The sequence below is a fragment of the Algoriphagus sp. 10J20-15 genome (genome assembly GCF_055809615.1).
Window position 1 is genome coordinate 15,011 of sequence record NZ_JBVVUG010000020.1, and the last position, 23,308, is coordinate 38,318.

The following is a 23,308-nucleotide window of genomic DNA, read 5'->3' on the forward strand; positions in this document are numbered from 1 at the left end:
TTCAACCCAGGGCTGCGTCGTACCTCCTTACCCTGGGCTATTAATATTGCATGCCTTCAGCATGCTCCTCATATCCAACTATCACCGCAAACGCCAATCGCCAACCGACAACTTTCATTCATTTTAAATTTTAAATTCCTTCATTTTAAATTCTTAATTTCCTCCGTTTCCATCTTGCTGCAGTCGGCTGGAATGCGGGTTGAAGCATTATTTCAGCAAGCCTTTTGGTTACTTTTGGGCTCAAAAGTGACAAGAAAGAAACCATCTGGCTCGCCTCCCTTCGTCTCTCACAGATCATTTCCTTTCTGTTGTCCTGCTTCTCCAGAAGCTGGACTCAATTACTACCAGATACGGACCAAGCCCCAAACTTCCACTCATTTTAAATTTTAAATTCTCAATTCCTTTATTTTAAATTGTAGCCAATCAACACTTGTCCGCCGTGGCGGAACCTCCTCTAATTTTAAATTTTACATTGATCAATCAGCAAATTCCACTCTCCCCTTTAGGGATCGGGGTAACCAACAACTTCACTAAAATAAATTGCTCATCTTAAATAGAATGGGTTGGACTGCTATTCCCTCAACAGGATTTCCTAATCTATCTTCTTTTGGTTCAAAATCCCACTCAAAATTAGCCAGTACTCTAAGTGCTTCAGTAGCGAAAAGTGGCTCAAATTCTGGGTTTCCTACTTCCATTTCTTTTACATTACCTTCACTGTCGACTGTCAAAATCATATATATAGTCCCTTCAATTCCCTTACGACGAGCTAGTTTAGGATATTTCATATTTTCCCTTAACCATATGCCTAATTCATCAATATTCATCAGCCTTGGGGTAAATCTGTGCTCATCTAAGGATAATTTTTTATTGCCCTCAGGAGATATTTCCCATCCTGAAATAAAATATGACTTCTCCCTGTAAACTTCGGAGAATATTACCCCCTCATCATAATGAAAGATTCTTTCATTTTGTTCTAACAAATCAATTACACTCATCTGGAGAGTATCTCCCGAGTTAGAGAATGAGACGGATTGGGTTTTTACAGGAACCTTATGCTTCTTTTCTTTTACCAGCCATGTTCGGCTTATACTGCTTAAATTGCCTAGGGTGTCAAACGTTTTAAAACTATACAAACTGTCGGAATCTTCAGTGATTTGACCATAAAAGCTAGGCTTATACTTCAATGTGTCTTTTATAGAGAATTTGTGAGCATTCAGCGGTACAAGTTCCTGGCAGTTTGCATTTTGGATAAATGCCATCAGAAAAAACAAGATTATATATTTAGACATTTCTTTAATTAGAAAAGTAGAGTAGGGTGGCTTCACTTTATCATACATTTTAGATGTTGGAATTTCCTGACAGTCATCTTCTGCTAAGCGTTAATCATGCTGGGATTCAATCGATAGTTACCAGTTTAATAAATACATCCTTCAAATGAACAAAATCCTTGTCTTTAGTAAAAAGTGTTGCATTAATGACATAGGTGGTGGCAGCTATCCACATATCATTTTGTCCAATGATTTTAGAATTTGCTGCTTTCAATCTTGGGTGGTTATTTTGGCAATACCCCTGTATAGCAGCATAAGCTTGCATCAACTTTTTATCTCTTCCATCTATTGACAAAATGATAGATTTTTCCAAAAGCTTTCTCCAGCGCTCAGTTTGTTTTTCACCGTAATCCTTTCTAAGGAAAAAACCCTCAATTTCCCCAATGCTGATTGCAGAAAGTAAAATAATGGAGCCTGGATCAGTCAATAAGTGATGTTCCTCCTCCACCTTTCGGAAAGTAGCATCTCCTCTCATATAATGTAGAATCAGGGAGGTGTCAAGGAGGATTTTTTTCATACACCCAGATCCTTAAGTAAAGTTTCAAACTCTTCGTCAGTCTCTGAACCAGGCCAGGAAACCAACAATCAGCTTCAGAGGGTTAGTTTCTTTTCCTTCTTTTAATTGTCTGTTAATCTGCTCCTCCAGATTTTCATGCCTCGGTTTCTTGGAGAAAAACCCATCACCATCAGCCTGATCAAATAACTGCTCTATTTCTACGGCAAATCTTTTTCCGGGCTTATAGTGCTTCGTTCCCACTACGGTTGCCTCTTTGCCCCACCAATCCTTGATTTTATCGGTATCGAATTTTTCCGACAAAAAAGCATCCACCAGTCCCTCCTTAGTCAAAATTCTTACTTTTTGGGTGCTGAATTTCAACTCCTCTATTCTTCCATTGATTATGGTTCCTTCTGAAGATGGTATTTCTTCTTCTATTACCTGAATCTGTTTGAAATCAGATTTTCTGAGTGAAAATTCTGAAATGCTTCCCTCATTCTTTATAGAAAAAACTTCCTCATCACCCTTAAAAGATCTTTTAAAGTTTATCAGCTCCTTAAGTAGGGGTTTGTCTAACAGTTCACTCTCCTCAGGACTTTGCAAAGCCGCCATGAAGGATTCAACCACCAAGCTTATTGCGGTTTTTTGGGGCAGGTCATGTTGGTGCTCTATTCTGAACAGATCCGTTTGAAAAGAGGGGAGGGTCTTTTCAAAGGGCTCACTTTGAAGACATAAAATGGTACTTCCTTTCTCAATGCCCGTCAAAGTTACTTTCAGTGCTTCCTCCAGTTTTAAGGTCTTTTTGGCTTTACTCAGTCCCTTTAACCTAAGCATTAAAGCCCCTTCCGCTATTTTCCTCAAACCCTCTGAGATATTGGAAAGCCTCTGCAGGTCAATGCTGCCATCAGTATCTAATGCATGCGCTATTTTTAGTTCATACTTCATGACTTGTTTATTTGTTCCAAGTTGCTAGTCATACCTACATTATTCTCATGAGTGAAGGGTAACTCACTTCCCCTCCAGTATCTTATCACCTCATTCATCTGCATCATCTTCATCATTACTTCGGTTTGCTTATTGTGGTGCAATTATTATTGGAGTTTATAGATACAGGCGAATTAGTATGATGCTCTATTACGTGACCTGGTTGAGCTGAAATTAAATGCAGAGGATACACATTTAAGAACTCAGCAACTTTTTGAATTAAATCAACGGTGATTATGCTCTCTCCCCGCTCATACTTTGTATTGGTCTGCTTCCTTAATTCCTCAATATTCTGCTACTTCAATCGCTTTCCTGTCTCCCAGTTTTCTGAACATGGAAAGATTTCTACCTATTTTTTAACTCTCCAAAACGGTAAATTCTGATTCTTCTCCATCTCTCATAATAATGCTATTTATTCAAAAATACGGGTTTTGGCGCTATTGAATGCTGTTTTTTATAAACAGTAGTTTTAAACTACTATACATAGAGTTTATACTACCGAATTTATTCTTTTTTGATGAAACATCTAGTTAAAATTATCTAAGAATCATAGCAAATGAGACATTCTGAGACAATTACTGCCTTTTTTCATTTCTCTTCTCTCTATTCGATGAAAGGTGTGTTTTCATACGTCCATTGTGCAGAGTTTATTTTAGCTAAAGGGTTTGGAAGTATGCAATCAGACAGTGATTGCCTATATCCACTGAAGCCCAAGAATCCGATTTGAGATATTCGACTTTTATCGCCGATTAAGGGGAGGTGCACAGCCCTTAGCAGGTCGGTTACCAACACCAGCCATCTCCATCCATGGTCTATGTCTCACAGACCATATACATATTTATGCTTCAATTAAACCTAGAGTTGCGTCGTGCCTCCTTACCCTAGGCTCTTTCTGTTGCATGCCTTCAGCATGCTCCTCATATTTTACTACCAACACTGTAATAACCGAAAATCCTAACAACCAACACCTGTCCGCTGTGGCGGAACTTCCACCCATTTTAAATTTTAAATTTTAAATTCCTCATCACCGGACACCCAACATCTATCTCACATCCGAAATTGATTCGGTTTTCATCTTTTGCTTGCCCGCCGCGGCGGGGTACCTCGATTTCATCTCCGAATGATGATTCTGGACCAGCGCTGTTGAACGATTACAACCTTAAACACCGGGTTAAAACCCTGGGCTACAAATTTGACATGACTACGGCATTGTTCAGTTTCCAACTTCCCTGCTTTCAAACCTCCGATACCCGCCAACTTCTAACTGCTACCCGCGAAAAAAAAAATGCAATGTGGTAGAACCTCTGCTGTTCGTAAGGGCGCGGTGGGAAGCTGAAATAGCGGGGCAGGCGGCTGGAATGCGGGTTGAAACATTATTTCAGCAAGCCTTTTGGTTACTTTTGGGCTCAAAAGTGACAAGAAAGAAACCATCTGGCGCGCCTCCCTTCGTTTCTCACAGATCATTTCCTTTCTGTTGTCCTGCTTCTCCAGAAGCTGGACTCAACTCTTACCAGATAAAGAACAAGCCCCGAACTTCCACCCATTTTAAATTTTAAATTCTCAATTCCTCCTCACCGGACACCGGACATCCACCATCTATCTCACATCCGAAATCGATTCGGATTTCATCTTGCTCGGCATACCGAATTCATCTCCGAATGACGATTCCGGGCCAGCGCTGGTAAAACCTTATACTTCTTTGAGCTGGGGTTGAAACCCCAGCCTATTGACTACAATCCTATTTCTTGACCTTTTCCTACTTCATCATTAGATATTCGAAATTTTACATTCATCATTATTAACAACTAACATCGGTCACCCAACACCAGCTATCTCCTTCCGTGGTCTGTGTCTCACAGACCATTTTTTCTTACCAAAGAAATCCGAAATCAATTCTGGTTCCATCTTGCTGGCACAACACCGCGTCTCCGCTAGACGATTCTGGGCCAGCGCTGGTTTACAACTACATTCTTAAACACCGGGTTAAAACCCGGCGCTACCCATCTTGCATACCTACGGCATGCTCTCCAAATCCCAGATCTCTTACCATTTTAAATTCTCAATTCCTTTATTTTAGTTTGTAGCCAACTAACACCTGTCCTCTGTGGCGGAACCAACACTTGTCCGCCGTGGCGGAACTTCCTCCCATTTTAAATTTTAAATTCCTCATCACCGGACACCCAACATCTATCTCACATCCGAAATTGATTCGGATTTCATCTTGCTGGTACCTCGATTTCATCTCCGCTAGACGATTCCGGGCCAGCGCTGGTAAAACCTTATACTTCTTTTAGCTGGGGTTGAAACCCCAGCCTATTGAATACAATCCTATTTCTTGACCTTTTCCTACTTCATCATTAGATATTCGAAATTTTACATTCATCATTATTAACAACTAACATCGGTCACCCAACACCAGCTATCTCCTTCGGTGGTCTGTGTCTCACAGACCATTTTTTCTTACCAAAGAAATCCGAAATCAATTCTGGTTCCATCTTGCTGGCACAACACCGCGTCTCCGCTAGACGATTCTGGGCCAGCGCTGGTTTACAACTACATTCTTAAACACCGGGTTAAAACCCGGTGCTACAAATTTGACATGCCTACGGCATTGTTCAGTTTCCAACTTCTGTTGTCCTGCTTCTCCAGAAGCTGGACTCAACTACTACCAGATAAAGAACAAGCCCCTAACTTCCACCCATTATAAATTTTAAATTCTCAATTCCTCATCACCGGACACCGGGCATCCATCTCACATCAGAAATCCGAAATCGATTCGGTTTCATCTTACTGGCATACCGAATTCATCTCCGATAGACGATTCCGGGCCAGCGCTGGTAAAACATTATACTTCTTTGAGCTGGGGTTGAAACCCCAGCCTATTGACTACAATCATGTTTCTTGACCTCTTCCTACCTTCATCATTCGATATTCGAAATTGTACATTCATCATTATTAACAACTAACATCGAGCCCCCAACATCAGCCATCTCCATCCATTGTCTTTGTCTCACAGACCCAACAATCCATGACTTTTGCTAATACATTCTACTGACTAAAATTCAGCGGTTTAATTGCATATTCTTTATTCAACATTTCTAACAATAATGGCTACCCGTTTCCATCTTACTGGCACCAGGATTTCATCTCCGAATGACGATTTCGGGCCAGTGCTGTTGAACGATTACAACCTTATTCACAGGGTTAAAACCCTGGGCTACCCCATCTTGCATACCTACGGCATGCTCCTCATATTTTAACTACCAACGCTGTAATAACCGAAAATCCTAACAACCAACAACCAACAACCAACAATTAACAACCACCACCTGTCCGCCGTGGCGGAACTTCCACCCATTTTAAATTCTAAATTTTAAATTCTCAATTCTCAATTCCTCCTCACCAGACACCGGGCACCCGGCATCAATCAATTTTCAGATTTTCAAAAAACCTCCAAATCCCCCAAACTCCAACCCCAAGGCCGCTGCAATAAATCCTCAGAAAGTCCTACTTTCCTAAGTGTTACTTCTGGACCTATAGACATCACAGGCATTAAACCCATTTCTATAGGCAACTCTTTTCCAAACTGTAAACCAGAATAGGAAGTGAACCTGACTTTCTCATTTTTTTCAATTGTTTTCAATCGAGTGTTCAGCTGTTTCTTTTCATTCTGACCAAAATCTGAAAGCTGGAAGAAATCTACAATTCTAAGCTCTCTGCCAATTTTCCCTTCCTTAATCCTATAGATTAGTAGGTAGCTCTCGCTATCGCTGATGAAATGATAAGGAAAAAGAGGGCAAGTAATATAGCGCCAATGAATATAGCCGGTGACTAGATTAGTTCTGAATCAGATTGGTACTAAAAGAAGTGTGCTCTATTTTCTTAATAAAGTCACTAATACTGCTCCAGTCACTTGTCTGAGACTGATTTTTACTTTTGCCTACACCTAAGTTAAAGTGGATTTTCAGGGGTAACTTCCCCCATTTTTCCCAGCCCATCTTCAGGTAACCTGCATACTTTGAGTATTGGGTGTATTATAAATCAAATCCACTCCCTCACTTTTGAGTTCTTCTATCAGTGAAAGTGTAAGGTTCTTGAAAATTCCTTTGCCTTGATAGTCTGGATGAATAGCGGTGTCTACAGCCCGGCAGGCTTTGATGATTTCTTCACCTTGTAGAAACTCCCATCTTAGAAAGACACGTACCCCACAGATCATCCCGTTATCCTCGGCAAGAAGTAAAGGTGATGTACCGAAAGGATTAGCCACATGCTTCCAGTGCCAAAGTTCCTCAGATTTGGGAATCATACTTTCCCCCAAAGAGGCTCTTAATAGCTTAATAATTGCTGGTAAATCACTGGAAATAGCCTTTCTGATCTGCATGGGTTGAAGATAGGAAGATTTTTTATTTGGGTTTACGAGAGCTTTGAATGGATTTATAGCTGAAAGATCATTTGTGTGATTTCACTTGCGCTAGTACTAAAGGGTATTTGCCGCAGAATGTTACTGCGATTAAATATTCTAAAAGGTTAATCGTCTAAATGAATTCCCGTTTACATCCTCCTGCATTTACTTTCTTAGTACATAGGTAATTCCGGACAGGAGAGTAGTATACCTCAGTCTTTCCTATTTACCACATAGGTTTGACCCCTTTGGACCCATTAGGTTATTTTCACCCTTCTCCGACCTCCCACACCCAACATCGCACATCCCACATCGGCCATCGCACATCGTTCATCCAATTTTAAATTCATAATTCTTACATTTTAAATTCCTACATCGGACATCGGACATCGGACATCGGACATCGCACATCGGACATCGCACATCGGTCATCCCACATCGTTCATCCAATTTTAAATTCATAATTCTTACATTTTAAATTCCCACATCGGTCATCGATCATCTACAAACAACTAAGCCCCATACACCTTCTCCCCAAGTATTTTTATATATTTGATCCGAGCTAAATTTATGCTTCTAGAATGAAGAAAATCCTTTTTGTCGTCAGCATTGTGATTTTTGCTAACAAGTTGTATCAGTAATAAGCGAATTACCTATCTGCAAAACCTCCCTGACAATACCCCGATTGAGTTAAATGAATTTATTCCTTTTGCTGAAGTTGACTATCAGTACATATTGCAACCCTTTGATATAGTCTCCATTGATTTTGCAACTTCTGATGCAGAACTGATAGAAGCGTTCTCCTTTCAAAATTCCCAAAACATGGGGGGAATGGGAGGCGGAGCTGGTGGCGGAGGAGGAGGTTCGGATCCCCTATATTTCCGCGGATATTCTATTGATCAGCTAGGTTTTGTACAAGTTCCAAAGCTTGGAAAAATTAAAATCTCGGGACTTACAGAAGAAGAAGCAAAGGATAAGGTGCAGCTTGAAATCAATAAATTTTTCAAGGAAGAAATCTTCGTCAAACTGGGAATAGCGGGAATAAGATATACCACTCTAGGGGAGTTTAATTCCGTAGGAGTCAATGTGATATATAAGAATAGAGCAACTATTTTCGATGCCTTGGCAAATTCAGGTGAGACCACCATCTTGGGCAAGAAAAACAAGCTTTTTATTATCCGTCAATACGATGGAGGTACTAAAATCCATCAAATTAATTTGAATGACAGAGCTATTTTGGCCAGCCCCTTTTATTTCATCCAACCTAATGATATCTTGTATATGGAGCCGATGAATATCAGACAGTTTGGAAACGCAGATAACCTTACAGCATCCTTGGCCCTGTTTGCCGGATTGCTTGCATCCACTCTTCTGATTATAAATTTGGTAACCGGTAACTAGTAGCTATGGAGAAGTTAGACTTAAGCCAGTTAGACAACGAGGAGAAGGCTCTGGAGATCAGGTATGTGGTCGCTAAGTACATTCGCTATTGGCCTTGGTACGCCCTTTTTATCATACTATTTCTGATTGTCACCTTTCTTTTTCACCGCTACACGGTAGATGAATATGAGGTGTCAGGAACGATGATGATTAAGACAAATACCTCTCCCGAAGCTAGAATCCTCGATAGATCAAACATTTTTTCCACCGGTCTTAATCTGGAAAATGACATTCTCCGACTTAAGTCAAAGGGCCTAGCTCGTGAGGCCTTGAAAAAGCTTCATTTTGATGTGGAGTATTATGCCAAGACTAATATCAAGGCAATAGAATTGTATGACAGATCTCCGATTAGAATTGAGGTCGACTGGGATCACTTTCAGTTATCTGATGTACCTATTCAGCTCGAAATACTATCTGGAGAAACCTTCAGGTTAGCCCAGGAGGAGTCCAGTTTGCTGGATTTCAATTCAGCCATGGCTGCAGGTGACGAATCTATTTACAATAAAACCTATTCTTTTGGCGAAGAGATAGTTACTGCCAAATCAAAGTTTACCGTTCACCTGGTAAATCCCGGCAGAACTAATGAGCAATTGGTCTTTAAACTTAGAGATCCATCCTCCTTGGAAGACTCTTACGCTAGATCTACTCAAGTTTCACTGCAGAATGAATACAGTTCCGTCCTTCGCCTCAGCACCACTTCCGAGGTGGTGGAAAAAGGCAGGGATTATATTAACTCCCTTATGCAATCTTACATTAGCGTACGCAATCTAGAGCGAAAAGAATAAAATTCAGGAAAACACACTTGCGTTTATTGAAGAGCAGTTGGGGATTTTTCTGGAGGATTCCCTCCAGCAAAAAGAACGGGAATTGCAGGATTTTAAAGTGGAAAACAAGTTGCTGGATGTGTCAGCCGAATTTTCCAATATCCTAGGGAAAATGAATACCCTGGATGAGATGAATGCTGAGATAGATTATCAGCTGGAGAATATTTCGAGCAGATTCGGGCCTACATGGAACAAAAAAGCAAGGATTTTTCTGATGTAATTGCTCCCTCAGTCATTGGGATTCCAGATCCTTTATTGAATGGCCTGATTCAAACCTTGGTGACCCTATCTCAAGAACGTAGAAAATTGCTTGCTACAGTCAATGAGAATCATCCTGAAGTACTGAAAATCGATGTGCAGATGGATAAAACCCAGGATGCTCTGTTTGAGAAGCGTCAGTAAACCTAATAGAAAATACCAAGCAAAAAGAAGAGTAGCATCCTACGGGATATCCGGGTTTATAGATGCCCGAGTTTTCCACCTTACCTGAGTCGGAATCTGGAGTATGCAGGGATTTTCAGAGAATTTAAACTGAGAGAATCCTTATATACTTACTTGCTTCGAGAAACGTGCTGAAGCCGGTATCGCCATGGCTTCCAATGTCTCTGATAATGCTATTCTGGATGCTGCCCAGAAGAGGGACGCTACATCGTTCCAAAGAAGCAACAGAATTATGGATTCGCCATCAGTGTTGGGATTTCTTTCACCATTTTCGGTTTTACAGTGGTAAGGGATATTTCTGGTGGATACGCATCAAGAGATCAAAGAGACCTGAAAAAGCATTTTATGATTGCTCAACTCGGGATAGTAGGCTTTAGCTTGAGGGTTACAGAATATAGGTTGTGCTGGATTTTCCTAAATCAGCGGTAGCAGAATCTTTCAGATCCCTGCGCTCGGCAATTACTTACCTTGCTAGTGGAAAAAAATACCAAGAAAATTCTGGTAACAAACATCATCTGTTTCTGGAGAAGGAAAAACCGTCACCTCTTTGAATCTTGCCTCAGCTATGGCTTTGGGCTCAAAAAACACCGTAGCGGTAGGAGGGGATTTGAGAAGACCTAAATTGGCTTCCTATTTTGGAGAATCTGATCGCATAGGACTTTCTACCTACTTAATTGGTAAAGTGGAGGCGGAAGAAATAGTAATGCCTACAGATCATGAAAACCTATGGTTTGTACCATCCGGAGTAATTCCTCCAAATCCTGCAGAATTATTGCAAACGCCAAGGCTAATTGAATTCCTAAATTACTTGGAATCGCAATTTGATGTGGTGATTTTTGATACTCCTCCTATGGGACTAGTATCAGAGACCATAGATTTAATGCGATTATTTGATATTAATCTATATGTGGTTAGGCAGAATTATACTGTGAAGGATGCACCTGGTAATGATCAATGACTTATTCAATAATAAGCAGGTGAAAAATGTTTACGGAGTCTTCAATGGTATCATCAATTCCGGATACCATTACGAAGGGTACAATTATGGGTATGGAAATACCTACTTGTATTCTCAGAACAACAAGTATATGTATAACTACTATGGAGATGATCTGGAGACAAAGAAGAAGAAAATCAAGAAAAGCCAGGCTGGAGTAATTCAAAAACTAATCAAACTATTCAAAGTAAAGTAATTGTTTGGTCTAGACTGACAATTCCTAAATAAGAATGCTATCCTGATATTGTGTAGAAAGCGGGAATAAGTATGAATATTTGCAAAGTGTGAGTCACACCTTCTTTGTTCTTCGGACACCGATATTCCCACCAAAAAGGTGAAGAATCATCCATCTTTTCATGCTTCCGGAAATTCTTAATACCTCAAATTTCAAATCCTTAATTTCACTTTAACCCCATGCCTAAAATTGCCGCTCTAATTCCCGCTAGATATGCTTCCACGCGCTTGCCTGCCAAACTTGTACAAGATCTTGGTGGGAAGTCTGTTATCCAACGAACCTATTTGAGTACTATCGATACCCATGTATTCGATGAGGTTTGGGTGGTCACCGATCATATGGAGATTAAAAAGCAGATTGAGGCAGTAGGAGGAAATGTGTTTTATAGTGAGACAGCTCACGAAAGTGGCTCCGATAGAATAGCGGAGGCTCTGGAAAAAGTGGAAGCCGGGATCATTGTGAATGTGCAAGGAGACGAACCCTTTCAAGACAAGAAGTCTTTGGAGGATTTGGTGGCTGTCTTTGAGGATAAAGCGGTAGAAATAGCTTCCCTGAAAACCCTGATCTCGGAGGATGAAGCCCAAAACCCAAATTTTGTAAAGGTTATTACTGACCTTAAAGGGGATGCCCTGTATTTTTCAAGATCACCTATTCCATACAATAGGGATAAAATCAGAGATCTTCAGTATTGGAAGCATATTGGAATTTACGCCTATAGAAGGGAAGCCTTGATTCATTATACTTCATTGGAGAAAAGTACCTGGAGAAGGTTGAAATGCTTGAGCAATTACGCTTGCTGGAAAATGGCTTTAAGATTAGGATGGTTTCTACTGTTCATCATGCGGTGGCTATAGATACCTTGGAAGATCTGGAAAGGGCCAGAAGTCTTATGGGGCTGAGGAATTAATGTACAAGGCTATTTAGAGCTAAGTTTTCTGTCATTTCTACATGCGGGCCATAGTTGAATTATTTCACATGGAGCGCATAGAGAGCGCTCTTTTGAGTAGGCCAACTAAGATTTTTCTCTCATAGAAAGACCCCTTATTCATTCGTTTTTCAACAGTCCCAAATTCCAAACCTCCAAACCCCACAATCCCTACCACGTTCTAAAATCATATTAATTTTTAGGTATGAAATCCATTACAAAATTCCGCTGTGTTGCTGCTTAAAATGAATAAAAAACGGTATCAGCGGAAAGAAATGACCGAGGCTCAGGGCTTTTTGGTTACTTTTTGTCCGCCAAAAAGTGACAAAGATAAAACCTATATAAAATGGAGGAAGGAGTAGGAGATGTTAATTCTTACTCAAGAAAAATTATCTAATAATAAAAAGAAGCTATACTTTCTTCTGTAGATATTAGTTTAGCGGCCAACTTACCTTTCCATTAAATTCAGGATAGAACGAACTTTAAATTGTCTTTTCGCTATATTTTACTCAGTTTCAATTACCAAGATTACTTTGATCAATGCAAAATATGAATTACTCATATGGAGACAGTTCTAGATTGAAATCTCTAGAAGGACTACAAATCCTAAATGCCGATAAGGATTTGGAGTTAGACGGAATCGCCAAGCTATCCATGATGATTTCGGCATCCTCTACGGGATTAATCTACTTTTTTGGAACTGATAAGGTTTGGATTAAATCCCAACAGGGAAAGATCCAGGATTTGATAGCTTCAGATCTAGACACTACTTTTTTAGCACTTCAGCAATCCGAGATTATTTTATTGTCAGAAGAGAAGCAGGATTTCGATAATCCCTTAAGGGAAAAAGGAGTTAATTTTTTCTCAGCGCTTCCGATTAAGGATATTCATGGTAACCTCTTGGGAGCATTGGCAGTGCTGGACCTGGAATCCAAAACTCTAAATGAGGAGCAGATCACAGGATTTAAGATTTCTTGCAGGAGGGCTGATGAGTATGCTCCGTGACAGGAAAATTAACATAGAGCTTTACCATTATGAAAAACTATTTCAATTCTCCTCAGATCCAGTTTGTGTAGCTGGTACAGATGGTTTTTTCAAAAAGGTAAGCCCCTCCTTTCATCAGATTCTAGGTTGGGATGAGCACACTTTGTTGAATAAATCCTTCTTCGAATTGATTCATCCGGATGATGTGGACAAAACAGCTTTGGAAGTACAGAAACTATCCTCTGGGATTCCCACCGTAAACTTTATAGATAGATTCAGAACCATTGATGGGTCTTACAAGGTGCTTCAATGGATGGCTTCTCCTGAACCTGAAACAGGAAGTATTTTCGCTATTGGAAGAGATATTTCGAAGGAAAGAAAGAAGGAATTGGAACTTGTAGAAAGTGAAGAGAAGCTAAGGTCATTTTTTGAAAACTCACAAGGACTCATGTGTACACATGATGTAAAAGGTAACTTTTTGACTGTCAATGATTCAGGGGCGAATATTTTAGGGTATACGGTGAATGAAATAAAAGCTATGAGCCTTTATGATATCATGCCCACCGACAAGCATGATGAACTGGAGAATTACCTAAAAGTAATTTTAACGAAGGGCAGAGCCAATGGGCAGATGATTACCAAGCACAAAAATGGATCTCAGCGCATTTGGCTATTTAATAATGTACTGGAGAAAAGTAAGGTGGATGATTCCACCTATATAATCGGTAATGCCATTGATATTACTTCTCGCTCAGAGCTTCAGGAAGACCTGAATAAGACAAAGCAATTGCTGGAGGAAACGGGTAAGGTAGCGAGAGTAGGAGGCTGGAGTATTGACCTTATCAGTAAAAATGTGCTTTGGACACCCGTCACCAGATTAATTCATGAAGCTGAAGATGATTTTGAACCGAACATAGAAACCGGAATCAATTTTTATAAAAAAGGGGAAAGTAGAAATAGAATTACAGAAGCTGTGGAGAATGCTATAGCTACTGGTGAGCCCTGGGACTTAGAATTGGAACTAGTCACCCAAAAGGAGAATGTATTATGGGTGTGGACTATTGGGCACCCGGAGTTTACTGATGGGGTTTGTACTCGGTTGTTTGGGACATTTCAGGATATGGATCTAAAGAAAGAAGATTGAGTTGGAAGTGGCAAGGGCCAAAAAAACACTGGATGATGTATTTAATGCTTCTTCCGAAGTAAGCTTTATTGCCACAGATCTGAACGGAGTGATGAGCTGTCTTTAATCAGGGGAGCTGAAAGAATTGCCTTGGCTACTCCTCTGAAGAAATGGTTGGTAAGCAAACCCCGGCATTGAATTCTGATTTAGAAGAAGAAATAGAAGAGCTTGGGTCAGAACTTTCGGAGGAATTAGGAAGAAAAGTTTCAGGATTTGAGGTGTTCAGATTACTCGTCCTGAACGAGATGGTTCTGAGCAAAGAATCTGGACATACCTGAGAAAAGATGGAGACAAGCGTTTGGTTTCTTTGATTATTACTCCAATCAAAGTTCCTGATTTTACAAGCATTGGATACTTAGGTGTAGCCATTGATATTACGGAGAATAGAAAAGTAGAGCTTGACCTCATCAATGAAAAGAGCAGACTTTCTGCCTTTGTAGAACATACTCCAGCAGAGTCCGTAGCCATGCTCGATAAAGAAATGCGCTACCTAGCCGTCTCTAATCGATGGATAGATGAGTATAAATTGAGCGGTAGAGCCTTAGATCGGTGAATCGCACTACGATGTATTTACTGAAAGCATTACACCTTCAGCGGTGGAAAGACATAAGCGGGTATCAAATGGAGCTATAGAAAAGAGAGAAGAAGAGGTATATACGCTTCGAGGATTTGATAAGCCGCAACATGTGACATGGGAGATGCGCCCTTGGTATCTCCACGATGGGGAAATTGGAGGAATGATGATTTTCCCACAAAACATCACCTCACTCATTAGTCAGCGGGAGGAATTAAAATTGGCCAGAGGCCAAGCGGGAATAGGAAGCAAGTAAAACAAAATCTGAATTTTTGGCTAATATGAGCCATGAAATCAAGAACTCCCCTGAATGGAGTAATAGGATTTACTGACTTGTTGCTCAAAACTAAATTAAATGAGACACAGCATCAATACTTGTCTATGGTTGAAATCAATCCGGGAATGCCTTACTGAGTATTATCAATGATATTTTGGATTTTTCTAAAATAGAAGCTGGTAAACTTGAACTGGATATTGAAAAGGCTGATCTCTACGAAATGTGTGCTCAGGCTACGGATATTATTGCCTATCAGATCCAGAATAAGGGCCTTGAAATGCTTCTCAATATCGAAAGTGATCTTCCTAGATTTATCTATACTGATTCGGATAGACTGAAGCAAGTTTTGGTCAATCTATTGGGCAATGCCTCAAAATTCACTGAAAAAGGAGAAATAGAATTGAAGGTGGAAAACCTAGGATCTAAGGGACAGTATTCTAAATTGAGATTTTCAGTTAGAGACACTGGCATCGGAATTCATCCGGAGAAACAGAAAAAGATTTTCGAAGCTTTCTCCGAGGAAGACAGTTCTACTACCAAGAAATATGGTGGTACAGGCTTGGGTTTAACTATTTCCAATCGTCTCCTTGGGTTGATGGATAGCACCTTGCAAGTGGTTTCAACTATTGGCCAGGGAAGTACCTTCTTTTTTGAGGTGCTCTTGGAGACTGAAATGGGAGAACCTATAGAATGGTTTGAAATTGAAGACATCAAGAAAGTCTTGGTAGTGGATGACAATGATAACAACAGGCTGATAGTTAGCCAGATGCTATTACTGAAGAATATACAATCCACCGAAGCTAAGAATGGTCTGGAAGCACTTCAGATTTTAGCCACAGGAGAACATTTTGATGTGATCCTAATGGATTACCATATGCCGTTTATGGATGGTCTGGAGACTATAAAGAAAATCAAAGAGAGCTTCATAGCTGATTTAAGTGAAATGCCTGTGATTTTGCTTCAAAGCTCTTCTGACGATCAAAAAATACTGAAGGTGTGTAAGGAGCTTGGCGTGAAGCACCGCTTGGTGAAGCCCATCAAACTTCAGGATTTTTATTATACCCTTTCCCGCCTACATACCCATGAGGAAAATACAAACAGTGCAAAAAAGGAAAGTATAGAGCTGCAGGAAGATACCAATACAAAATTTTAATTGCTGAAGACAATACGGTGAATATGCTGCTTGCAGAAACTATTATTGAGCGCACCTTTCCCAACGCCATTTTGATCAAAGCAACTAATGGGTTGGAGGCCTTGGAATATTGTAAAATGGAAACGCCTGATCTGATTCTAATGGATTTGCAAATGCCTGAAATGAATGGGTATGAAGCCACTAGGAATATCCGGGCAATTACTAAAGACAGGCAGGTGCAAGTACCCATTGTTGCGCTTACAGCTGGAAATGTAAAAGGAGAACGTGAGAAATGTATGGAAGCGGGTATGGACGATTTTGTAGTTAAACCAGTGGTAGAAGCTACCCTGCGGGAGGTTTTTAAAAAGTGGCTTGTAGTCGAAACTACAGCTGAATCCCAAGCTGTTTCAGAAGACCATTACTCTAAAAACACGCTGATAAATTATACTGGCAATAACAAACAGGTCTTAGCTAGGATTTTGGATACGGTTAAAGCAGAATTAGTAGGATCACTCCAAGATTTAAGTAAGAGAATAGAGGAGGAGGATTTGCATGGGTTGAATGAGGCAGGTCATAAACTATATGGTACTGCTGTATCTTCCGGGATGCCTATTCTCGCAAAAATGGCTACGGGGTTTGAAAAAGCTTCTGTATTTGAAAAGAGCTTTCTCGCTGGAGAAGTTAGATCTGTTGCGAAATGAAATTGAATTGGTACTAAGTCAGGTGGAATTGCAAAAGCAGGAATTAGGAAATTAAATGGCAATCCTGATGAATTTAAATCAGATTAAGTCTGCTCATTAATTCAGCTCTTCTGGATCTGCTGATAGGGATTACTGATTTCTGAATCAGCACGGTATTGTCCTGTATATCAATTATTTTATGGAGGTTGATAATGTAGGATCTATGAACTTGAAAAAATGAATCAGGAGATAATTTTTCGAAAATCTTTGTGAGTGTACTATGAACTCATACTCCTGGTTATCCAATTTGATAAGGGCATAATCTCCCTGTGCTTCAATCAGATTTACCTCATTTGCATTGAGTTTTATCAGTCTCTTGTCAATATTGATGTAAAATTGACTCTTATCACCTTTATCTGATTTTAATTCAGAAACAGTTGTATCCTCCTGTTTGTGGATCTTGAAGGCTTTCCCGATTGCTTTCTTTAATCGGTTGGGATCTATAGGCTTCGTTAAGAAATCAATGATAGTATCATAATCAAAAGCATGTATGGCAATACTTTGGTCTGAAGTAGTCAGGATGATATGCGTTGGCTTTTTTAAAGTTTGGATAAAATCAAAGCCACTGAATCCCGGCATATGGATATCCAGAAATATCAGGTCTACCTGTTCCTTGTTGAGGAATCTAAATGCATCCAAGGCATTTGAAAAACTTCCTACCACCTCTAAATCAGGCTCTTTTTCACATAAAAAAGTTAGTATTTCTCTTGACACACTTTCGTCGTCAATGATTATGCAGTTCATAACTACTCATATTGTTCGGGAAGAAATGTAAGAATATTACTTAAAACTTCCTGAAATTCTAGTTGATAATTTGTATTTCCTGCCATTAAAGCTGTTTCATGCTTCTCAGTGATGGATAAAGCCTCTTTCATTTGAAAGAAAGCCACTTTGTGTTTGATTTTATGTACTATATCAGCAGCCCAATAGTAATTTTGGGTTTTGATGGCATGTTGGTAAGTTTCAAATTCAGCAGGAAGTTCATCAAGCAATATTTTGAAAATTTTCATTTCGAAATTTTTGTTGCCTTTTGACAAATCCTTCAGATACGTTAAGGAGGGGGTTTCCATCGTGTTTTAATTCAAAAGCTTAAAATAACATCTACTTTTCTGGAAGGAGTCTTCTTTGAAATCGCCAAGGTGAATTCATTGACTAGGTCTAGAAAGTTAAACTTGCTCTTTATCAGGTCTTCATTAGGAACAGCTACAGCGCAAACTGTAAAAATCCAGGATTTGGAATCTTTGATGTGGCTGATATTAATTTCTTCGGTTAAGCCTTTGAATAATTCGAATCCTTTACTAATGAAGTCTTTAAATAGTAGTGTTAGTTGCTCTGGGTCCCCGTTTATTAAGGGGAGTGTATTATCGAGTTTGAAAGTAAAATTGGCCTGCCCCTCAAAATCCACAAGTATTGCTTTAATCATTTCATAGCTATCTACTATTTGATCCGGTTGATTGGTCCCATAGTGGGTGATTATTAGATCAGTGAGATTTACCATTGTATTGACTTTTCGCGTTGGGATTTATTCGGGGCAAGCCGAGGGGTGGGGGTGATCGACAACTTATTCTGCGCTCTTTTTCTACTCCAACTACTGCCTTCTATTGATTCTCTTAATTTATGATGTTAACAAAATTGATTTGGTAAAAGACCTCACGGCTTGTGCCGCGCTTTTTCCGCTTTATGTTAACAAATGTCATAAATTGAAAAAACTAAAAAATGGGATTATGGCTCAGTTGGAATAATCTATAGTCGAATTGCACAGATTTGTCGGTGAATGGAAATGTGTTCAGCCCAATAAATCTATGTTTTAGTCTGCCTTGCGCCTATTTAAATGAAATGCAGTGATTTCTCTTTTAGACACTAGGATGAAATTTCATCCTATGTTCTTCGAAATGTAGTACAGAGTAAAGACAATAGTTGGGGCTGTGATACAAAGGTTAGCTCACTACCTCCCTCCAATTAATTTAAAAATGACAGCTACTAGTGCTAGTACTAAAAGAATATGTATCAATCCAGTTACGCTGTAAATAAATACGCCAATTATCCAGCCGATTAATAGAATTACTGCAATGATATATAATATAGAACTCATGATATGTTTGTTTAATTTATGATTGAACTTTTGCTTACCTATAAATTCAATCCTAATGCCATTAACAGAAAAACGCCCTAATTCAGCGAATTAGGGCGTTTTTCTGTTACTTTTATACGGTTTTATGATTTTTCTGGGAATTATAAATCCCATAGTGGGAATAATTTTAAGGAGGAAAAACAATAGAATGACACTTCTCTGCAAGCGCTGCAAATTTCCCCGTTTATCCTCCACAGGCTTAATTTTGAAGATATAGTGTGCTGGGAAGCTGGGAGAAATATCCTCGGATACCGAGTTTGCTTACTGAAAGCTCTCGAAGTATGTGAGGTGCCTGGAGATTCAATTAGGCCTCCGGCAGAATTTCATATTACCATAATAAATAGTCCCAAATCTCCAGATCAAAATTTTTCCTTCTTACCCTCTTCCCCCAAAAATCGCAGAGCCTATCCTCACCATGGTACTTCCTTCTTCCTGAGCAATCAGGTAATCACCACTCATTCCCATTGACAGTTCTACCAGTTGTACCAAGGCAGGAAGTTGTCTTCCTTTTAATTCGTCAAAAAGTGATTTGAGCCCCCGAAACTCCTTTCTGACCTGATCTTGATTTTCTGTGAAGGTAGCCATTCCCATCAGACCTTGAATAGACACATGACTAAGGTTTGAAAAATCAGGATCTGAAAGCATTTCATTTAATTCTTTGGTGTCAAAACCGAACTTGCTTTCCTCCTCTGCAATGTGCATTTGAAGAAGCACATTTATTACCCTATCAATCTTTTTTCCCTGCTTATTGATTTCTTTGAGCAGTTTGAAGGAATCCACGCCATGAATCAGGTGAATGAAAGGAGCGATATACTTGACCTTGTTACTTTGTAGATGACCAATCATGTGCCACTTGACGTCCTGAGGCATTTCAGGTTGTTTTGCCTGAAGCTCCTGCACTTTATTTTCTCCAAAGTCCCTGATTCCAGCCGAGTAAGCCACTTTTAGGTCTTCCAAGGGTTTGGTCTTACTCACGGCAACCAGGAGACAATCCTGATTTATGAATGTTTTTTTTACTTTTTCGAGGTTGGCTTTGATGTCCATTTTCTATTTTTATGCTTTACTATTTTTAAAGAAGGCCTAAAACAAAGATATGGCGATCATTAGTACTTTACTAAAAAAAGGCATCCGTCTGAGGGAGAGTCTAGAGCAAGAATACTCTCATCCTTTGGAACTACAGCGTCAGGAATTGAAGAAATTACTGATTCAGGCAGCAGATACGGAGATAGGAAGGAAGTATGATTTTGCTAAAATTCTAAAGAGCTTCCGAAAGGGAGAAGGTGATTTTTATGAGATGTATAAAGCTCAGCTTCCTATTTATGATTATAACCGCATACACGAGGAATGGTGGTACAAACTCCTAGAAGGTAAACCCAATGTTACTTGGCCGGGTCCGGTTAGGCATTTCGCTTTGAGCAGTGGTACATCCGGCGCCACCTCCAAATTCATTCCCATCACCAGAGATATGGTGAAAGCCATTCGTAGAACTGGAGTGCGCCAAATTCTTTCACTCTCCAAGTATGACTTGCCAGCTTCTTTGCTGACAAAAGGTATTTTGATGTTGGGCGGAAGTACGGACTTAGAGTTTAACGGTACGTATTTCTCAGGCGATTTAAGTGGTATCACCACAGGAAGGTTGCCGATTTGGTTTCAGCGTTTTTACAAGCCTGGGAAAAAGATCTCAAGGAGCAAAAACTGGGGAGATAAGCTTGATCAAATTGTAGAAAAAGCGAAGTCCTGGGACATAGGAATTATCGTTGGGGTACCAGCCTGGCTTCAAATCCTGATTGAAAAAATAATTGAACGATATAAGGTAAAGAACATTCATGAAATCTGGCCAAACCTGCAGATTTTCGTCCATGGGGGCGTTTCCTTCGAACCTTATAAAAAGGGATTTGAGAAGCTCTTGGGCAGGCCGTTGCTCTACTTGGAAACCTACTTGGCCTCTGAAGGTTTTTTGGCTTTTCAGGCCTTGCCACATCGCAAATCCATGCGCTTGGTTCTGAATAATGGTATTTTCCATGAGTTTGTGCCTTTTACTGAGGATAATTTTGATGAGGAAGGAAATATCAAGGCAGATGCTAAAACTTTAAAAATTGATGAGGTAGAGGAGGGGAAAGATTATGCGCTTCTGATTAGCACCTGTGCTGGAGCTTGGCGTTACCTGATTGGCGATGTGGTGCGCTTTGTGTCCAAAGAGGAATCAGAGATAATTATTTCTGGTCGTACCAAGCATTTCTTAAGTCTATGCGGAGAGCACCTTTCGGTTGATAATATGAATAAAGCCATAGAACTCACTGCTGAGGAGCATGATTTGAATATCCGTGAATTCACTGTGATTGGAGTTCCACATGGTACTTTGTTTGCCCACCATTGGTTTATAGGACTGGATGCTGCTATGGACTCCCAAGTCCTAAGTGACACCATAGATAGGTATCTAAAAGTGCTCAACGATGATTATGCAGTGGAAAGAAATCATGCGTTGAGAGAGGTGATAGTTTCGGTTATACCATCCGCTGTATTTTATGAGTGGCTAAAGGAGCAAGGAAAGGAGGGGGGATCTTACAAATTCCCAAGGGTGCTCAAGGGAGAGAAAGCCGCAAATTGGCAGGCATTTCTATCTAGTAGAGATATCAAGCTATGAGTCAAGCGCTGCTTGAAGGAATAAGTATGGGGCTGTTGCTTTCTGCAATGATAGGCCCCGTGTTTTTCACCTTAATTCAAAGTAGCCTGGAAAAGGGTTTTCGCTATGCTGCTATGGTAGCATTAGGAATTCAAACCAGCGATGCACTTTATGTGCTTCTTACTTTTTTCGGCGTAAAATTCTTAGCAGAAGCCACTTATTTCGAATCCATCCTAGGCTATGTGGGTGGAGCAATTTTGATAGGTTTTGGCATAAGCTATTTGGTGAAAAGACAAGCGACGAAGCCTGATGCTAAAGTTGAAGAAGTTCGTAGAGCCAAAAAGCGAAGTGCATTTCTAAAGGGTTTTAGTATCAATGGCATCAATCCATTTGTACTTCTTTTCTGGATTTCCATCGCCAGTTTGGTTCACTTAAAATCCGATTTTGACAAAACAGCTATTTGGTCTTATTACTTGGGAATTCTTCTTACCGTCTTTGCCATTGATCTCATCAAAGCATACATAGCAAAGAAATTAGCTCATTTCGTAACGCCAAAATTTATGTTCTGGCTTAATAAAGCCGTTGGGGTTGCCATGATAGGTTTTGGGATTCGATTGATCTGGTTTGCAATAGGGAATGTTTAAACAATTATAAGAACAAAAGCGTTGAAGTTGTCGGTTGTCGGTCAGACACCAGACATCAGTCATCAGTCATCAGTCATCTAACATCGGACATCGGACATTGGTCATCGGACATCTGACACCCGACATCGGTCATCGGTCATCACTCCTCCCTCTCAAACCCTCCTCTATGTTCAATAAATCATCGTCCTATTCTCTTATACTTTTATTGGTACTGCTGACTGCCGTCTTTATACCTATGGAGACTTTTGCTCAAACTATTCCAGAACTTCAGGAATTCAACCAAACCAGGATTTCGTACAATGAAAAAGGAATGATGATTTTGGGTGGATGGGCTGTTGGAAATATGATTTGGGGTGGAATAGCAGCGGGTCAAACCACTGGGCAGACGAAAGCCTTTCATCAGATGAATTTGTATTGGAACACAGTTAATTTGGTGATTGCGGGATTTGGTTATTGGCAGGCAACCAAGGAAAATGCAGGCACTGACTTCTGGTCAACCATGGATGCTCAGCAGAATATGGAGAAAATATTACTTTTTAATGCAGCTCTAGATATCGCCTATATTGCCGGAGGTTTGTATCTGAAAGAACGTGGACTTCGGATCGATAAGGATAAATTTGTTGGTTTTGGAAAGTCTATCATTTTACAGGGAGCATTCCTATTGACTTTCGATGCTGTTATGTACACATTCCATCACACCCACGCCAAAGAACTTCCTCAAATTGTAAATCAGATCAGTTTAGGCCCAACTGGTTTCAATATCCGCATCCCATTAGGATCTGATCACTAATAGCCAAGAATAAAATTCTGGGTTGAATTAATGATGGGTAAGTCTTTGAGTGCCTACGTCACGATCCGTTTGAATTTTCCTTAAAGCTGGTCGATTCTTCTGTAAGTCTCTTGCCAACGGCAAGACTTGTAAGAGCCCAGAATGGAATTCTGGGTAGA

Annotated in this window: 30 protein-coding genes; 18 read left to right on the forward strand and 12 right to left on the reverse strand. The window is 40.0% G+C overall.

From position 1 onward, the window contains the following. Window positions 1-530: 530 nt before the first annotated feature. From AC0L6R_RS08635 to AC0L6R_RS08660, 6 genes are all read right to left on the reverse strand, one after another. Entirely contained in the window at window positions 531-995 is a 465-nt protein-coding gene (locus AC0L6R_RS08635) for an energy transducer TonB (RefSeq protein ID WP_473270823.1), read from the reverse strand. Between the two features lie 400 nt (window positions 996-1,395). Then, window positions 1,396-1,845 carry a type II toxin-antitoxin system VapC family toxin gene (locus tag AC0L6R_RS08640; protein WP_473270824.1) on the reverse strand — a complete coding sequence of 150 codons (450 nt, stop codon included), beginning with the start codon at window positions 1,843-1,845 and terminating at the stop codon, window positions 1,396-1,398. 36 nt (window positions 1,846-1,881) lie between these two features. Then, on the reverse strand, window positions 1,882-2,769 hold the full coding sequence (locus tag AC0L6R_RS08645) for a hypothetical protein (protein ID WP_473270825.1): 888 nt from the start codon (window positions 2,767-2,769) through the stop codon (window positions 1,882-1,884). Between the two features lie 115 nt (window positions 2,770-2,884). Next, window positions 2,885-3,097, reverse strand: coding sequence for a helix-turn-helix domain-containing protein (locus tag AC0L6R_RS08650; RefSeq protein ID WP_473270857.1), 213 nt, complete (start codon window positions 3,095-3,097; stop codon window positions 2,885-2,887). Between the two features lie 3,153 nt (window positions 3,098-6,250). Next, window positions 6,251-6,451: a hypothetical protein gene (locus AC0L6R_RS08655; protein ID WP_473270826.1), complete on the reverse strand. Its 201-nt coding sequence runs from the start codon at window positions 6,449-6,451 to the stop codon at window positions 6,251-6,253. A 357-nt stretch (window positions 6,452-6,808) separates the two neighbouring features. Beyond that, window positions 6,809-7,189, reverse strand: coding sequence for a GNAT family N-acetyltransferase (locus AC0L6R_RS08660; protein WP_473270828.1), 381 nt, complete (start codon window positions 7,187-7,189; stop codon window positions 6,809-6,811). A gap of 639 nt (window positions 7,190-7,828) precedes the next feature. Between AC0L6R_RS08660 and AC0L6R_RS08665 the strand changes: the two genes are divergently transcribed. The 15 genes from AC0L6R_RS08665 (at window position 7,829) to AC0L6R_RS08735 (ending at window position 16,923) form a co-directional block, all read left to right on the forward strand. Next, window positions 7,829-8,611 carry a polysaccharide biosynthesis/export family protein gene (locus tag AC0L6R_RS08665; RefSeq protein ID WP_473270830.1) on the forward strand — a complete coding sequence of 261 codons (783 nt, stop codon included), beginning with the start codon at window positions 7,829-7,831 and terminating at the stop codon, window positions 8,609-8,611. A gap of 5 nt (window positions 8,612-8,616) precedes the next feature. After that, the gene (locus AC0L6R_RS08670; RefSeq protein ID WP_473270831.1) at window positions 8,617-9,435 is read left to right on the forward strand and encodes a hypothetical protein; all 819 of its coding nucleotides are present in this window, start codon (window positions 8,617-8,619) and stop codon (window positions 9,433-9,435) included. An 82-nt stretch (window positions 9,436-9,517) separates the two neighbouring features. Next, the gene (locus tag AC0L6R_RS08675) at window positions 9,518-9,694 is read left to right on the forward strand and encodes a hypothetical protein (RefSeq protein WP_473270832.1); all 177 of its coding nucleotides are present in this window, start codon (window positions 9,518-9,520) and stop codon (window positions 9,692-9,694) included. After that, window positions 9,661-9,876, forward strand: coding sequence for a hypothetical protein (locus tag AC0L6R_RS08680; RefSeq protein ID WP_473270833.1), 216 nt, complete (start codon window positions 9,661-9,663; stop codon window positions 9,874-9,876). The genes AC0L6R_RS08675 and AC0L6R_RS08680 overlap by 34 nt, the downstream gene beginning before the upstream one ends. Window positions 9,877-10,462: 586 nt before the next feature. Continuing rightward, the gene (locus AC0L6R_RS08685; RefSeq protein WP_473270834.1) at window positions 10,463-10,873 is read left to right on the forward strand and encodes a tyrosine-protein kinase family protein; all 411 of its coding nucleotides are present in this window, start codon (window positions 10,463-10,465) and stop codon (window positions 10,871-10,873) included. Further along, a complete protein-coding gene (locus tag AC0L6R_RS08690) occupies window positions 10,851-11,108 on the forward strand; it encodes a hypothetical protein (protein WP_473270836.1) in 258 nt (85 codons plus the stop codon). The genes AC0L6R_RS08685 and AC0L6R_RS08690 overlap by 23 nt, the downstream gene beginning before the upstream one ends. 218 nt (window positions 11,109-11,326) lie before the next feature. Further along, complete coding sequence (locus AC0L6R_RS08695) at window positions 11,327-12,001, forward strand: 3-deoxy-manno-octulosonate cytidylyltransferase (protein ID WP_473270837.1); 675 nt, start codon at window positions 11,327-11,329, stop codon at window positions 11,999-12,001. A 620-nt stretch (window positions 12,002-12,621) separates the two neighbouring features. Beyond that, entirely contained in the window at window positions 12,622-13,077 is a 456-nt protein-coding gene (locus AC0L6R_RS08700; protein ID WP_473270839.1) for a hypothetical protein, read from the forward strand. After that, window positions 13,016-14,200 carry a PAS domain-containing protein gene (locus AC0L6R_RS08705; RefSeq protein WP_473270840.1) on the forward strand — a complete coding sequence of 395 codons (1,185 nt, stop codon included), beginning with the start codon at window positions 13,016-13,018 and terminating at the stop codon, window positions 14,198-14,200. Before AC0L6R_RS08700 ends, AC0L6R_RS08705 begins: the two co-directional genes overlap by 62 nt. A gap of 149 nt (window positions 14,201-14,349) precedes the next feature. Then, window positions 14,350-14,517, forward strand: a complete 168-nt coding sequence (locus AC0L6R_RS08710; RefSeq protein WP_473270841.1) for a hypothetical protein — start codon at window positions 14,350-14,352, stop codon at window positions 14,515-14,517. A gap of 29 nt (window positions 14,518-14,546) precedes the next feature. Continuing rightward, on the forward strand, window positions 14,547-14,792 hold the full coding sequence (locus AC0L6R_RS08715) for a hypothetical protein (protein WP_473270842.1): 246 nt from the start codon (window positions 14,547-14,549) through the stop codon (window positions 14,790-14,792). 43 nt (window positions 14,793-14,835) lie between these two features. Continuing rightward, window positions 14,836-15,069, forward strand: a complete 234-nt coding sequence (locus tag AC0L6R_RS08720; RefSeq protein ID WP_473270843.1) for a hypothetical protein — start codon at window positions 14,836-14,838, stop codon at window positions 15,067-15,069. 32 nt (window positions 15,070-15,101) lie between these two features. Next, window positions 15,102-15,227: a histidine kinase dimerization/phospho-acceptor domain-containing protein gene (locus tag AC0L6R_RS08725; RefSeq protein ID WP_473270844.1), complete on the forward strand. Its 126-nt coding sequence runs from the start codon at window positions 15,102-15,104 to the stop codon at window positions 15,225-15,227. A 17-nt stretch (window positions 15,228-15,244) separates the two neighbouring features. Continuing rightward, entirely contained in the window at window positions 15,245-16,243 is a 999-nt protein-coding gene (locus tag AC0L6R_RS08730) for an ATP-binding protein (RefSeq protein ID WP_473270845.1), read from the forward strand. Window positions 16,244-16,266: 23 nt separating this feature from the next. Then, window positions 16,267-16,923 (forward strand): response regulator, encoded by a 657-nt coding sequence (locus tag AC0L6R_RS08735; protein ID WP_473270846.1) that lies wholly within the window; start codon window positions 16,267-16,269, stop codon window positions 16,921-16,923. Between the two features lie 73 nt (window positions 16,924-16,996). Here AC0L6R_RS08735 and AC0L6R_RS08740 read toward each other — a convergent pair whose 3' ends face one another. The 6 genes from AC0L6R_RS08740 to AC0L6R_RS08765 all read right to left on the reverse strand — a co-directional run bounded on the left by AC0L6R_RS08740 (window position 16,997) and on the right by AC0L6R_RS08765 (window position 20,137). Further along, on the reverse strand, window positions 16,997-17,167 hold the full coding sequence (locus tag AC0L6R_RS08740) for a LytTR family transcriptional regulator DNA-binding domain-containing protein (protein WP_473270858.1): 171 nt from the start codon (window positions 17,165-17,167) through the stop codon (window positions 16,997-16,999). Next, window positions 17,095-17,706 carry a LytR/AlgR family response regulator transcription factor gene (locus AC0L6R_RS08745; protein ID WP_473270847.1) on the reverse strand — a complete coding sequence of 204 codons (612 nt, stop codon included), beginning with the start codon at window positions 17,704-17,706 and terminating at the stop codon, window positions 17,095-17,097. The genes AC0L6R_RS08740 and AC0L6R_RS08745 overlap by 73 nt, the downstream gene beginning before the upstream one ends. A gap of 2 nt (window positions 17,707-17,708) precedes the next feature. Continuing rightward, on the reverse strand, window positions 17,709-17,972 hold the full coding sequence (locus AC0L6R_RS08750) for a hypothetical protein (protein WP_473270848.1): 264 nt from the start codon (window positions 17,970-17,972) through the stop codon (window positions 17,709-17,711). Between the two features lie 71 nt (window positions 17,973-18,043). Beyond that, complete coding sequence (locus tag AC0L6R_RS08755) at window positions 18,044-18,460, reverse strand: hypothetical protein (protein WP_473270849.1); 417 nt, start codon at window positions 18,458-18,460, stop codon at window positions 18,044-18,046. Window positions 18,461-18,907: 447 nt separating this feature from the next. Next, window positions 18,908-19,054, reverse strand: a complete 147-nt coding sequence (locus AC0L6R_RS08760) for a lmo0937 family membrane protein (protein ID WP_283414893.1) — start codon at window positions 19,052-19,054, stop codon at window positions 18,908-18,910. Between the two features lie 414 nt (window positions 19,055-19,468). Beyond that, complete coding sequence (locus AC0L6R_RS08765) at window positions 19,469-20,137, reverse strand: YggS family pyridoxal phosphate-dependent enzyme (RefSeq protein ID WP_473270850.1); 669 nt, start codon at window positions 20,135-20,137, stop codon at window positions 19,469-19,471. A gap of 49 nt (window positions 20,138-20,186) precedes the next feature. On the opposite strand from AC0L6R_RS08765, the gene AC0L6R_RS08770 reads away from it, so the two are divergent. From AC0L6R_RS08770 to AC0L6R_RS08780, 3 genes are all read left to right on the forward strand, one after another. Beyond that, complete coding sequence (locus AC0L6R_RS08770; RefSeq protein WP_473270851.1) at window positions 20,187-21,737, forward strand: GH3 family acyl-acid amido synthetase; 1,551 nt, start codon at window positions 20,187-20,189, stop codon at window positions 21,735-21,737. Continuing rightward, a complete protein-coding gene (locus AC0L6R_RS08775; protein WP_473270852.1) occupies window positions 21,734-22,360 on the forward strand; it encodes a LysE family translocator in 627 nt (208 codons plus the stop codon). Before AC0L6R_RS08770 ends, AC0L6R_RS08775 begins: the two co-directional genes overlap by 4 nt. 166 nt (window positions 22,361-22,526) lie before the next feature. After that, complete coding sequence (locus AC0L6R_RS08780) at window positions 22,527-23,150, forward strand: DUF6992 family protein (protein WP_283414889.1); 624 nt, start codon at window positions 22,527-22,529, stop codon at window positions 23,148-23,150. Window positions 23,151-23,308 lie beyond the last annotated feature (158 nt).